The organism is Achromobacter insolitus (genome assembly GCF_002209555.1).
GTDB lineage: Bacteria > Pseudomonadota > Gammaproteobacteria > Burkholderiales > Burkholderiaceae_B > Achromobacter > Achromobacter insolitus.
Map to the genome: position 1 here is coordinate 96,382 of NZ_NJIF01000008.1, position 13,517 is coordinate 109,898.

Consider the following 13,517-nt stretch of genomic DNA (forward strand, 5'->3'; position numbering starts at 1 on the left):
AGGAACGGAGCGGGCCGGAAGCAGCGGCCCCGTTTCAGGTCGCCGCCCTGCGAGGGGGCAGCGGGCGTGGTTACACGCCCAGCTTCTGCATCAGGTACTGGTGCACGTTGAAGGGCTCGCGACGGCTCTTGACTCGGGCGTAGTCGCCGTCGGGCTGTTGCTGCCAGGCCAACTGGTTGTCTCGCAGCGCATAGGTGAAGGCTTCGTCGATCACGCGCTTCTTCAAGGTCTTGTCGTAGATCGGGAACGCGATCTCGACGCGACGGAAGAAGTTGCGGTCCATCCAGTCGGCCGACGACAGGTAAACGGTTTCCTCGCCTTCGGCGTAGAAGTAGAAGACGCGCGAGTGCTCCAGGAAGCGGCCGACGATGGAGCGCACCCGGATGTTCTCGGACAGCCCCGGCACGCCCGCCCGCAGCGCGCACACGCCACGCACGATCAGGTCGATCTTCACGCCGGCCTGACCGGCCTTGTAGAGCTCCTCGATGATCTGCTCTTCCAGCAGCGAGTTCATCTTGGCCATGATGCGCGACCGCTTGCCGGCCTTGGCCGCGCGGGCCTCGGCGCGGATCAGCGCCACCATGCCGTCATGCATGGTGAAGGGCGACTGCATCAACGCCTTGAGGGAACGGCGCGCGCCCAGTCCGGTCAGCTGCGCGAATACCTTGTCCATGTCTTCGCACAGCTTCGGATCGGCGGTGAGCAGGCCGAAGTCCGTGTACAGGCGCGCCGTGCGCGGGTGGTAATTGCCGGTGCCCAAGTGGGCATAGCGGCGCAAGCGCCCTTTCTCGCGGCGTAACACCACAGCCATTTTCGCGTGCGTCTTATGCGCCACCACGCCGTACACCACGTGCGCCCCCACTTCTTCCAGCTTGGAGGCCCAGTTGATGTTGGTCTGTTCGTCAAAACGGGCCATCAGCTCCACCACCACCGTGACTTCCTTGCCGGCGCGCGCGGCGGCAAGCAGGATTTTCATCAGCTCGGAATCCTCGCCGGTGCGGTAGATGGTCTGCTTGATCGCCATGACGTCCGGATCCAGCGCGGCGGCGGTCAGGAAATCGATGACCGGCTGGAAGGACTGATAGGGATGGTGCAGCAAGCGGTCCTGCTCGGCCACGGCCTCGAACAATTCAACCGGCTTGTCGCCCACCCGGTCGAACGGCGCCGGCACGGGCGCGCGGTAATCGGGAAACAGCAGGTCCGGCCGCGAATCCGAATTGCACAGCTGCATCAGGCGCGACAGGTTCACCGGGCCCGGCACGCGGTAGGTGTCCTCGGGCTTGAGCGAGAACTCGCGCTGCAGGAAGTGCTCCAGTTCGACCGGCGTCAGCTTGTCGATCTCCAGCCGCACCGCGGCGCCGAAGTTGCGCTGCGACAGTTCGCCCTGCAAGGCGTGGCGCAGGTTGGTGACTTCTTCCTCGTCCACGAACAGGTCGCTGTTGCGCGTGACCCGCCACTGGTAGCACCCCAGCATCTCCAGCCCCGGGAACAGCTCGCCCACGAAGGCGCGCAGCAGCGAGGTCAGCAGGATGTAGCCTTCGGGTTGGCCCGACAGCTCCTGCGGCATCTTGATCAGGCGCGGCAACGCGCGCGGCGCCTGCACAACGGCGATCGAAGCCTGGCGACCGAAGGCGTCGGCGCCCGACAGCGACACAATGAAATTCAGGCTCTTGTTGTAGACGCGCGGAAACGGGTGCGCCGGATCCAGCCCGATCGGCGTCAGCAGCGGCATCACATCGCGGTTGAAGACCTCGCGAGCCCATTCCTGCTGCTGCGGGTTCCATTCAGATGCGTGGTGCAGCGAGATACCCTCGGCGTGCATGGCCGGCAGGATCTCGTCATTGAGGAGGTTGTACTGGCGGTTGACGAGCTCGTGCACCGCATGCTGGACGTTGTCGAACGCCTGGTCGGGCGTCATGCCGTCCGGCCCCACCAGATTCGGCGACTGGCGCTGCTGCTCCTTCAGGCTGGAAATCCGGATCTCGAAGAACTCGTCCAGGTTGGAACTGACGATGCACACGTAGCGCAGGCGTTCCAGCAGGGGCGTCTTGGGATTCTCCGCCATCGCCAGCACGCGTTCGTTGAATTTCAGCAGCGACAACTCGCGGTTCAGAAGCAAGGGCTCGGCAGGAGGGCGTGAAGGCATACCGGATTCCATACGTAGGGAGAGCGTGGAGTTTTACTGCAAAAAAGTGACGGTTCCATGACACAACGCCAAAAACGTAGCGTACGCTAAAACCGGGACATATAGCAGGGCCATTGCGCGCTGCAAGCCACTGTTCCGTAAGAAAAAAATCGCATCGCCGGGCGCTGTCACATGGGGTATCTATAATCGGGCCACTCTCACAGACAATATTACGAGCCGCATGGATCAACTTCTGGCCGCGGTGGACCTCGGGTCCAACAGCTTCCGCCTCTCCATCGGACGCATCGTTCAGCAGGACGGTACGCCCCAGATCTATCAGATCGACCGCCTCAAGGAAACCGTCCGGCTCGCGGCCGGCCTGGATTCCGAAAAACGGCTGGGCGATGACGCCATCGACCGGGCCATCGCCGTGCTGGAACGCTTCGGCGACCGCCTGCGCAGCTTCCACCCCAACCGGGTCCGCGCCGTCGCCACCAACACTTTCCGCGTCGCCCGCAACACCCGCGACTTCCTGCCGCGAGCTGAAGCCGCCCTGGGCTTTCCCATTGAAGTCATCGCCGGCCGCGAAGAGGCGCGCCTGATTTTCTCGGGCGTGGTCCACACCCTGCCCCCTTCGCCCAATAAGCGCCTGGTCATCGACATCGGCGGCGGCTCGACCGAAGTCATCATCGGCAAGGGTCATGAGCCCGGCCTGATGTCCTCGCTCTACATGGGCTGCGTCAGCTATAGCCGCCAGTTCTTCTCCGACGGCGTAGTGGATGCCCACCAGATGAAGCAGGCCGAGCTGGCTGCCCGTCGCGAGATCGAAGTCATCGCCAAGCAGTACCGCAAGATGGGCTGGAAAGAGGCCTACGGCTCTTCCGGCACGGCCAAGGCGCTGTTTGCGATCCTGACCGAATGCCGCTTTTCAGACCGAGGCATCACGCGCGCCGGCCTGAACAAGCTGAAAGACCGCATCGTGCGGTCGGGCCGCGTGATTCCGTCCGAATTGCCCGGCATCAAGATCGAACGCGCGGACGTGCTGCCCGGCGGGCTGGCCATCATGAGCGCGCTGTTCGACGAACTTGGCATCGACGTCATGCATACCGGCGACGGCGCCCTGCGCCTGGGCGTGCTGTACGACCTGCTGGGCCGGGATGACGAACATGACAAGCGCGACGAATCGGTGCGCCAGTTCATGAAGCGCTACCACGTCGATGTAAACCAGGCGCGGCGCGTGCGCCACGCCGCGCTCACCCTGTTCGACGCAATGTTCCCGGACGGCCCGGAACGCGCCGAGCTGCGTCCCGCGCTGGGCTGGGCGGCCGATCTGCACGAAGTGGGCCTGTCCATCGCCCACAACGCGTATCACAAGCACACCGCCTACGTTCTGGAAAACGCCGACATGCCGGGCTTCTCGCGCGCGGACCAGCAACTGCTGGCGCTGCTGGCGCTCGGCCACCAAGGCAAGCTGACCAAACTGGAACCGTTGGTGCGTTCGCGCGCGCAATGGAAGGCCATCCTCAGCCTGCGCCTGGCGGTGCTGCTGTTCCGCCGCCGCAACGAAATCGAACCGCTGCCGCTGACGGCATCGGTGCGCGACAACTCCATCGTGGTGCGGGTCAACCGCGAATGGCTGGCGCAGCATCCCCTGAGCGACTTCACGCTGCGCGCGGAAGAAGCCGAGTGGAACAAGGTAGGGTTTTCGTTCGAGCTGCTGGAGTTCTGAGCAACAGGCCGGGCGGCCCTTGAGCCGCCTCGGCCGGCGCCGCCAAACGCTAGAACGGTGAAAGATCGGTTTCGCGATCCAGCCGCTTGAGCTCCATGCGCAAGGGCCGCGTAGCCCGCCGTATCAGCCTGATCTTCATGCGGCGGAACAGGCGGCGCATGATGCTCAGCGCTGGGCGGTGGCGGTGGCGGGCTGGTCCAGCCCGAAGTGACGGCGGTAGCGCTCGTCCATGCGGTCCATCTTGAGCAGGACCGGGAAATCCGCGGCATTGAAATCGGGGTCCCAAGCGGGTTCGCCACAGACCTTGGCGCCCAGCTTCAAATACCCCTTGATCAGCGGCGGCACACGAGCCGGCAAGGTGCTGTTGAGCTTCTCCACCGGATAGCGATGCAGTGGCGTCACGCAGGGTTCGTCCCCTTGCGGCAGCTGTTTGGAAATGGTGCGCCACACTTCGGCGGCAGTGACGCCGTCGTCGCGCAGGCTGACGCTGGCGCAACCCAGCACATACTGATAGCCACCACGGCGCAGGTATTCGGCCAAGCCGGACCACAACAGCATGATGACGCCGCCGCCGCGGTAGTCGGCGTGCGTGCAGGAGCGGCCAACTTCCACCAGCTCGTCCTGGATCGGGCCCAGGCCGGACAGGTCGAACTCGGACTGCGAGTAGTATCCGCCCGCCTCCCGCGCCTTTTCCGGCGTCAGGATCCGGTAGGTGCCAACAACGCGGCCGGTATCCAGTTCACGGACCATCAGGTGTTCACAGAACGGATCGAAGCGGTCGTGCTCGATGCCGTCCTGCGCATCGGGAAACACCGCGCCCATGTCCTCGGTGAAGACGTCGTAGCGCAGGCGTTGAATCTGCTCGATTTCTTCAGCGGTGCGCGCCAAGCCCACCACCAGCACCTTGGCGGCGGCGCCGGTCCAAGGTTCTGCGGCATTACGGCTCGGATTGATGCGTGCTAATTCCAGCATTGCGCGAAGCTCCTAGAGAGTCCAGTCAGTGTGGACGCCCTGTATGTCAAAGACTTGACCAATATGTTACGTGACTATGAAGTTTAGTTCGGGGCGGACATATCAATCGCCCGCCGAAATCGACAAAACTTTACAAATATATACAGACCTTGAACAAACAAAAGCCACCCGTCGCGCGACGGGTGGCCTTGCTTCGGCATTGGAAAGTCGGCATTTACCCCAGGCTGGCCGCAAGCTTCTCGGCGCAGGACACGGCAAGCGCCTCGTCCTCGGCCTCGACCATCAGCCGCAGCTTGGGCTCGGTACCCGACGCGCGGATGAGGATTCGGCCGCGGCCGTCCAGTTCGGCTTCCACGGCCTTGCGCGCGGCGCTCAGGCCCTCGTGCGTCTTCCAATCCTGGCCCGGCGTCAGCGGGACGTTGATCATCTTTTGCGGGTACATGCGCAGATCGCTCACCCACTCCGACAGACCCACCGAGTTGCGGCGCAGCGCGGTCAGGACCTGCAGCGCGGCCACGATGCCGTCGCCGGTCGAATGGCAGTCCAGGCACAGCAGATGGCCTGAGCTTTCGCCGCCATACAGCCAGCCCCGGGCCTGCATTTGTTCCAGCACGTAGCGGTCGCCCACGTTGGCGCGCTCAAAGCCGACGCCCAGGCGCTTCATTTCGCGCTCGAAGCCGAAGTTGGTCATCAGCGTGCCGACCACGCCGTCCACCTTGCCGCGTTGCATGCGTTCGCGGACGATGGCGTACATGAGCTCGTCGCCGTTGTAGATGCGGCCCTCGCCGTCCACCATCTGCAGGCGGTCGGCGTCGCCATCCAGCGCAATGCCCAATTGGGCGCCGCGGGCGTGGACTTCCTTGGCCAGCAATTCGGGGTGCAGCGCGCCCACGCCCTTGTTGATGTTGAAACCATCCGGGTTGACGCCGATGGCGTGCACTTCGGCGCCCAGCTCACGGAACACATGGGGCGCGATGTTGTAGGCGGCGCCGTGGGCGGCGTCCACCACGATCGTCATGCCGTTCAGGTCCAGATCGTTGGGGAAGGTGCTCTTGCAGAACTCGATGTATCGGCCCTGCGCGTCGCCCATGCGGCGGGCGCGGCCCAGCGCTTCCGAGGCGACGCAACCCAGCGGCTCGTCCAGGGCGGCTTCGATGGCGGCCTCGATCTCGTCCGGCAGCTTCATGCCCTGCGCCGAGAAGAACTTGATGCCGTTGTCGTGGTAAGGATTGTGCGAAGCGCTGATGACGATGCCGGCCACCAGGCGCAGCGCCCGGGTCAGGTAGGCCACGGCCGGCGTAGGCACGGGACCGGCCAGCAGCACGTCGATGCCCGCGGCCGAGAGGCCGGCTTCCAGCGCGGATTCCAGCATATAGCCGGAAATCCGGGTGTCCTTGCCGATGACCACCTGCGGGCGGCTGCCGCCGCGCACGGCGTGCTCGCGCGCCAGCACGCGGCCGGCCGCGTAGCCCAGGCGCAGGGCGAATTCGGCGTTGATCACCGGACCGCCGACCTCGCCGCGTACACCGTCGGTACCGAAATATTTGCGTCGAATCATGAACTGATTGCTCCTTGTTCTGCCGCGTGCCATACCTTGAGCGCGTCAACCGTGGCCGCCACATCGTGCACACGCACAATGGAAGCGCCACGCGCCACGCAAGCAAGCGCTGCGGCGATGCTGCCGGGCAACCTGTCGCCCACGGGCCGGCCGGTAGCTTGGCCGATCATGGATTTTCGCGACAGGCCGATCAGCAATGGATAACCGGCGCTGCGCAGGCTGGACAGCCGGCGCAGCAGTTGAAAATTCTGGTCGCCTGTCTTGCCGAAGCCGAAGCCAGGGTCAAGCACGATGCGGCGAGGATCGATCCAGGCCGCGCGCAGCTTATGTGCGCGAGCCCCCAGGAAAAGCCCGATTTCACCGATCAGGTCGGTGTACTCGGGCGGGGCGGCCTGCATGGTGCGGGGCTCGCCCTTCATGTGCATCACGCACAATCCGCAGCGCGAATGCGCCACTGCTTCGACAGCGCCAGGCTGCCTGAAGCCGTAGATGTCGTTGATCATGTCCGCGCCGGCATCCAGCACGGCGCGCATGACTTCCGGTTTGAATGTGTCGATGGACAGCGGCACGCCGCAATCGCGCAGCGCCTCCACCACTGGCAGCAGCCGGGCCAGTTCGTCGGCCACGGAGACCGGATCGGCCCCCGGACGCGTCGATTCGCCGCCCAGGTCCAGGATCTGGGCGCCTTCGGCAATCAATTGGCGCGCGTGCGCTACCGCGGAATCCGTATCGTCGTGCTGGCCGCCATCGGAAAAAGAGTCCGGCGTGACGTTGACGATACCCATGACAAGCGGGCGCTCGAGATCAAACTCGAAGCGCCCGCAAAGGAAGTTATTTGCCATAACTCAGGATGAGCAGCCTCAGACAGCGGCAGCCGTATTGCCACCTGCCGCCAGGCCCGTGGGCGGCGTGTCGGACGTGTCCGACGGGCCCTGAGGCGTCTTCGGGGGACGCGGGGGACGGCCCTCGATGATGTCGTCGATCTGGTCCGCGTCGATGGTTTCCCATTCGAGCAGCGCGGATGTCATCACTTCGACCTTGTCACGGTTGTCTTCCAGGATCTTGCGCGCCACGCCGTACTGCTCGTCGATGATGCGGCGGATCTCGGTGTCCACCTTCTGCATGGTGGCTTCGGACATGTGCGTGGTCTTGGTGACGCTGCGGCCCAGGAACACTTCGCCTTCGTTCTCGGCATAGACCATGGGACCCAGCTCGTCGGTCATGCCGTAGCGAGTGACGATGTCGCGGGCGATGGCGGTAGCGCGCTCGAAGTCGTTGGAGGCGCCGGTCGTCATCTGGTTCATGAAGAGTTCTTCGGCGATGCGGCCGCCAAACAGCACGGCGATCGTGGACAGCAGACGGCCCTTGTCCATGCTGTAGCGGTCGGTCTCAGGCAGCTGCATGGTCACGCCCAGCGCGCGGCCGCGCGGGATGATGGTGACCTTGTGGACCGGGTCGGTCTTGGGCAGCATGCGGGCGACGATCGCGTGGCCGGACTCGTGATACGCCGTGTTCTTGCGTTCCTCTTCGGGCATCACGATGGAGCGGCGTTCCGCGCCCATGATGATCTTGTCCTTGGCCTTTTCGAAGTCGGACATGTCGACCGTGCGGCCGTTGCGGCGCGCGGCAAACAACGCGGCTTCGTTGACCAGGTTGGCCAGGTCGGCGCCGGAGAAGCCCGGCGTGCCGCGTGCCAGCACGGTCGCGTCGACGTTGGGCGACAGCGGGACCTTGCGCATGTGGACCTTCAGGATCTGCTCGCGACCGCGGATATCGGGCAGCGGCACCACGACCTGACGATCGAAGCGACCCGGACGCAGCAGCGCGGGATCCAGCACGTCGGGACGGTTGGTCGCGGCGATGACGATGACACCCTGGCCGGACTCGAAGCCGTCCATTTCCACCAGCATCTGGTTCAGCGTCTGTTCGCGTTCGTCGTTGCCGCCGCCCAGGCCGGCGCCACGCTGGCGGCCGACCGCGTCGATTTCGTCGATGAAGATGATGCAGGGAGCATGCTTCTTGGCGTTTTCGAACATGTCGCGCACGCGGGCCGCGCCCACGCCGACGAACATTTCAACGAAGTCGGAACCGGAGATGCTGAAGAACGGCACCTTGGCTTCGCCCGCGATGGCCTTGGCCAGCAGCGTCTTGCCGGTACCGGGGGAACCGACCATCAGCACGCCGCGAGGAATGCGTCCGCCCAGCTTCTGGAACTTGCTAGGGTCGCGCAGGAAGTCGACCAGTTCCTGGACGTCTTCCTTGGCTTCGTCGCAGCCGGCAACGTCGGCGAAGGTGATCTGGTTGGTGTTCTCGTCGAGCATGCGGGCGCGAGATTTGCCGAAGCTGAACGCCCCGCCCCTGCCGCCGCCCTGCATCTGGCGCATGAAGAACACCCAGACGCCGATCAGCAGCAGCATGGGGAACCACGAGACGAAGATGCTCATCAGCAGCGATTGCTCTTCACGCGGCTTGCCCGAAACCTGGACGCCGTACTTCAGCAGATCGGAGACCATCCAGAGGTCGCCCGGCGAAGTCAGCGTATACGCACGGCCTGCATCAGGGGTGACGTACAGCACGTCGCCCTGGACGTCGACCTTGCGGATACGTCCCGCCTTGGCATCGTCCATGAACTGCGTGTAGGTCACGCCGTCCTGGGTCTGAGCGCGTCCGTCGAACTGTTTGAAGACGGTGAACAGCACGAGGGCTATCACCATCCAGACAGCGACTTTCGAAAATGAATTATTCAAGGTCGATCTCCTGCTTTCGATTCCGACCGGCGACCGCGCACCCGCATATGGCACAGTCACAAGTATGTCAATAGCTCATTCTACCCTGTCAGACCAGATTGCGTCCCGGGATCCCTGAGCCCCTCTAAGTTTTGTCTGATTCGCGAATTTTCTGGTCGTTATCCCGGCAGGCTGTGAGTTTTTCGGATTCAGGGCGACGCGCCCCGAACCCGGGCTACTTCAGATCGCGCGCAACCAGAAAGGTTTCGGAGGATTTGTCCCGCGATGCCTTCGGCTTGCGTTCGACCACCCGCTTGAAGCGCTGTTTGAAAGACTCCACGATCTGCGAAAAGCCGCTGCCGTGGAAAGCCTTGACGATCAGCGCCCCGTTGGGCTTCAGGTGGGCGCAGGAGAATTCCATCGCCAATTCGCACACATGCTGGATGCGCGCGGAATCGGCAATACCCACCCCAGACAAGTTGGGGGCCATGTCGGAAATAACAAGGTCCACCGCCCGCGATCCGACCATGTCTTCCAATTGTTTCAAGACTTCATCTTCGCGGAAGTCGCCCTGGATGAATTCGACGCCCGCCACGGGCTCCATGGGCAGCAGGTCCAGCGCAATGATGCGGCCGTCCACGACCCCGCCCGGCCCCGCCAGGCGCTCGCGCGCGACCTGGGACCAGCTGCCCGGCGCCGACCCCAGGTCGACGACCAGATCGCCCCGGCGCATCAGCTTCTCGGTGTCCAGGATCTCGATCAGCTTGAAGGCGGCGCGGGCCCTGTAGCCCTTCTGTTGCGCCAGCTTCACATAGGGATCATTGATGTGCTGGTGAATCCAGTCTTTGGAGAATTTATTCTTGGCCATTACCGTACAATTCCACGCATGCCTATATTAGAACTTACCTCTCGTGAGCGCAGCGACCTTCGGTCCGCCGCTCACCCTCTGCGCCCCGTCGTCCTGATTGGCGACAATGGCCTGACCGAAGCCGTGCTCAAGGAAATCGACCTGGCACTGACCTCGCACGGCCTTATCAAAGTGCGTGCCGGCGGCGACGACCGCGAGGCCCGCGACGCAATGCTGTCGACCATCTGCGACACGCTTTCCTGCGCGCCGGTGCACCACCTGGGCAAAACCCTGATCCTGTTCCGCCCGCTGGCCGGCAATATCAAGCCCGCCGCGCTGGCCGCCATGGAACCCGAGCGCCCCGCCAAGCGCCGCGCCTCCGAGCCGCATACGCCCAAGAAGCTGGCCGCCGAAGGCAAGACCCTCGCCAAGCGTCCGCGCCGCAGCGAATCCGAAGAGCCCAAGCCGAAAACGCGCTTCGTGCCCCAGGACCAGCTCAACAAGAACGGCAAGCCCATGCGTCCCAGCACCAAGAAAGCCTCCGCCAGCGGTCACGGCATTCCCCGCCGCGCCGGCAGCGCGCTCAGCCTGCGGGCCGGCGCACGCAGCGGCACCAGCCGCAAGACGACGAAAAGGTAAGCGCAGGCACAAAAACGGGCGCTTTACGCGCCCGGTCCACCATAGCGATCCGCATTAAACCGCGGAATTCAGTCGAACGCACGGTTCTGACTATGGTGTTTTGACAGTTTCCAGCTTACTACGTTGGCGTCAGATGTAGCGGACGCTCAGGACTTCATACTCGCGAATGCCAGCCGGGGCCTTGACCTCGACCACGTCGCCTTCGCTTTTGCCGATCAACGCGCGGGCCACGGGGCTCGACACGGAAATCAGGTTCGACTTGATGTCGGCTTCAACGTCGCCGACGATTTGATACGTCACACGATCGCCCGAATCCAGGTCCTCGATATCGACGGTAGCACCAAACACGGCGCGGCCTTCGGCATCCAGGGCGGTAGGATCGATCAGGTGGGCATTGGAAAGCGTGCCTTCAAGCTCGGCAATGCGGCCCTCGATAAAGCCTTGGCGCTCGCGAGCAGCGTCGTACTCGGCATTTTCCGACAGATCGCCCTGCGCACGCGCTTCAGCGATCGCGTTGATAACGGCAGGACGTTCCACGGTTTTCAGCCGCTGGAGCTCTTCTTGCAAGCGCTCGGCCCCGCGCACGGTCAAAGGAATGGCAGACATGTCGTTTCCCAAACAAAAGTAGAAAACGCCCCGGACGGAGCGTTCTCGGTGAAGGTCGTTACCTGGGCGCGCACAGGCAATCGGATGTAGCGAAACTGACTGGCGGCTCGAACGACCAAAACAAAACCCCGGCTCGGGTCGGAACCGGGGCAATCAAGGTCATATTGTGGGCAAAGTCCACGGGAATTGCAAGCCGCTGGAGAAAACGCCGTTTTCGCCGCATTTCGCTGCTGTAACCCGCTAAAACCCGTCATTTCTTCCAAATTCTTTCGAACCCAGCCGATGGCACCATCGGCTGGGCTTGCGCCTGGGCGACCGGCTCCGGCCTGTGTTGCATAAAAACTACTTTCAGATAGTTTTTTTCAACGCGGCTCGGGTAAGGCTCGAAAAAATGCCTGGAAATACCAGCCAGAATCAGGATAAAACAACAAATTGTGTCATTGATAACAAATTAATACACGATGGTTTTCAATGAACGATCGTCCCGCTGGCGCTGGCATGCCCAGCAAAAGCCGGACGCAATGGGCTTGTCTTTTTACGGGTGTTTGCAGTGGTGGCGAACGCATCGCAGCCATCCGGCTCGACGTTCGCCGTTCCGCCACGCATGGACAGGCGGCTTGGCCGCCTCCGCTCGCGGCGGATCGCGTTCGAGAACGAGGAGCTCTCATGCTGGAAAAATTGAAAGTCCGTACTGGAATGTTGTTAGTTCTGGGCTGCTTCGTCGTCGCCCTGGCGCTGGCTTGCGGCTTGGGCTGGATGAACGCCGAAAAAAGCGTGACCGAGATCAAGGACCTCAACAATGTCGCGGTCCATCAGGTCGACCCGCTCTATGAAGCCAACGCAGCCCTGCTGCGCGCGCGGCTGGCGCTCGGCGCGGGCATGGCTGCCATGCAGACCGGCGGCATGGACCAGGCCGGGCTGGCCGGCGAGGAAGCCGCCAGCCATCTGAAGCAGGCGCGCGAGCGCTTCGCCCGCTATATGGCCGTGCCCAAGAGCCCGCGCGGTCAGGAGCTGGCCCAGACGCTGCAGGGGCGCTTCACCACATACGCCGCCATCCTGGACACACTGGAGTCCGACCTCAAGGAACGCTCGCCCGCCAAGTACCGCCAGGACGAGGGGCGGCTTCCCCAGGCCGACGCCTACTTCATGAAAGACATGCAAGCCTTCCTGGCCCGGGTCCAGGAGCGCAGCGACGGCGTACTGGCAAGCTCGGAGCAAACCTACTCCACCGCCCGGATCTCGGCGGTCGCGCTGATATCGGCCGCCCTGCTGCTGACGGCGCTGTGCTGGACCTTCATCCGGCGCGCCGTGCTGCGTCCGCTGCAGGAGGCCGGCAGACACTTTGACCGCATCGCGGCAGGCGATTTGACTCAACGCGTGGAGGCTCGCTCCAACAATGAGATCGGTGTCCTTTTCGCCTCGCTCAAGCGGATGCAGGAAGGCCTGACCCGCACCGTGACATCCGTGCGCCAGGGGGTCGATGAGATCAACGTGGGCGCCGCGGAGATCGCTGCCGGCAATGCCAACCTGTCGGTGCGCACCGAGGAACAGGCCGCCGCCCTGGAGGAAACCGCGTCCACCATGGAAGAGTTGGCAGTCACCGTAAAACAGAATGCGGAAAACGCCTCCCAGGCCAATCAGTTGGCCGCGGTCAGCATGGACGTGGCGCAGCGCGGCGGCCAGAACGTGGAGCAGGTGGTGGCCACCATGCACGGCATCTCGGATAGTTCGCGGCGGATTGCGGACATCGTGTCGGTCATCGACGGCATCGCCTTCCAGACCAATATCCTCGCGTTGAACGCCGCCGTGGAGGCTGCTCGCGCCGGGGAACAAGGCAAGGGTTTCGCCGTGGTTGCGGGCGAGGTCCGCTCGCTGGCGCAGCGCGCCGCTCAGGCCGCCAAGGAGATCAAGACGTTGATCGAGACCTCGGTGGAAACTGTGGCCGCCGGCTCGGCCCAGGTCGCCGCCGCCGGACAGACCATGCAGGAAATCGTGGAGTCGGTGCAGCGCGTGGCCGCCATCATGGGCGAGATTTCAGCGGCCTCGGCCCAACAGGCCGGCGGCATCGACCAGGTGAGCCTGGCGATCACGCAGATGGACGAAGTGACTCAGCAGAACGCCGCCTTGGTGGAGGAAGCATCCGCCGCAGCGGCCGCGATGGAGGAACAGGCGCGGCGCCTGGCTGAGGCCACCGCGGTGTTCAAGACGCAATCGGGACAGGTGATCGAAGCGGCGCCAGTGGAACTGCCGCGTGCCGCCCCGGCGTCGCGATTGGCGCGCACCTAGGGGCGCCAGGCCTCCATGCGCGGCGCGAC

At 63.9% G+C, this 13,517-nt stretch carries 10 protein-coding genes; 3 read left to right on the forward strand and 7 right to left on the reverse strand.

What is annotated here, in order from left to right:
- Positions 1-70 precede the first annotated feature (70 nt).
- Positions 71-2,146 carry a polyphosphate kinase 1 gene (gene ppk1, locus CEY08_RS22380; RefSeq protein WP_076815029.1) on the reverse strand — a complete coding sequence of 692 codons (2,076 nt, stop codon included), beginning with the start codon at positions 2,144-2,146 and terminating at the stop codon, positions 71-73.
- A 220-nt stretch (positions 2,147-2,366) separates the two neighbouring features.
- Here ppk1 and ppx point away from each other — a divergent pair, with 220 nt between their 5' ends.
- Positions 2,367-3,854 carry an exopolyphosphatase gene (gene ppx / locus CEY08_RS22385; RefSeq protein WP_042794690.1) on the forward strand — a complete coding sequence of 496 codons (1,488 nt, stop codon included), beginning with the start codon at positions 2,367-2,369 and terminating at the stop codon, positions 3,852-3,854.
- A 165-nt stretch (positions 3,855-4,019) separates the two neighbouring features.
- Here the strand turns inward: ppx and CEY08_RS22390 are convergent, their stop codons facing one another.
- From CEY08_RS22390 to CEY08_RS22410, 5 genes are all read right to left on the reverse strand, one after another.
- Complete coding sequence (locus tag CEY08_RS22390) at positions 4,020-4,826, reverse strand: GNAT family N-acetyltransferase (RefSeq protein WP_042794691.1); 807 nt, start codon at positions 4,824-4,826, stop codon at positions 4,020-4,022.
- 214 nt (positions 4,827-5,040) lie between these two features.
- The gene (gene glmM / locus CEY08_RS22395) at positions 5,041-6,384 is read right to left on the reverse strand and encodes a phosphoglucosamine mutase (RefSeq protein WP_042794692.1); all 1,344 of its coding nucleotides are present in this window, start codon (positions 6,382-6,384) and stop codon (positions 5,041-5,043) included.
- Positions 6,381-7,226 (reverse strand): dihydropteroate synthase, encoded by an 846-nt coding sequence (gene folP, locus CEY08_RS22400; RefSeq protein WP_042794693.1) that lies wholly within the window; start codon positions 7,224-7,226, stop codon positions 6,381-6,383. The genes glmM and folP overlap by 4 nt, the downstream gene beginning before the upstream one ends.
- Before the next feature lie 18 nt (positions 7,227-7,244).
- Positions 7,245-9,131, reverse strand: coding sequence for an ATP-dependent zinc metalloprotease FtsH (ftsH, locus tag CEY08_RS22405; protein ID WP_042794694.1), 1,887 nt, complete (start codon positions 9,129-9,131; stop codon positions 7,245-7,247).
- Positions 9,132-9,345: 214 nt separating this feature from the next.
- Positions 9,346-9,978, reverse strand: a complete 633-nt coding sequence (locus CEY08_RS22410) for an RlmE family RNA methyltransferase (protein WP_063643097.1) — start codon at positions 9,976-9,978, stop codon at positions 9,346-9,348.
- 18 nt (positions 9,979-9,996) lie between these two features.
- On the opposite strand from CEY08_RS22410, the gene CEY08_RS22415 reads away from it, so the two are divergent.
- A complete protein-coding gene (locus CEY08_RS22415; protein ID WP_042794695.1) occupies positions 9,997-10,596 on the forward strand; it encodes a YhbY family RNA-binding protein in 600 nt (199 codons plus the stop codon).
- A 129-nt stretch (positions 10,597-10,725) separates the two neighbouring features.
- Here CEY08_RS22415 and greA read toward each other — a convergent pair whose 3' ends face one another.
- Positions 10,726-11,202, reverse strand: a complete 477-nt coding sequence (greA, locus tag CEY08_RS22420; protein ID WP_042794696.1) for a transcription elongation factor GreA — start codon at positions 11,200-11,202, stop codon at positions 10,726-10,728.
- 666 nt (positions 11,203-11,868) lie between these two features.
- On the opposite strand from greA, the gene CEY08_RS22425 reads away from it, so the two are divergent.
- Positions 11,869-13,488 carry a methyl-accepting chemotaxis protein gene (locus tag CEY08_RS22425; RefSeq protein ID WP_063643100.1) on the forward strand — a complete coding sequence of 540 codons (1,620 nt, stop codon included), beginning with the start codon at positions 11,869-11,871 and terminating at the stop codon, positions 13,486-13,488.
- The last annotated feature ends 29 nt before the right edge of the window (positions 13,489-13,517 follow it).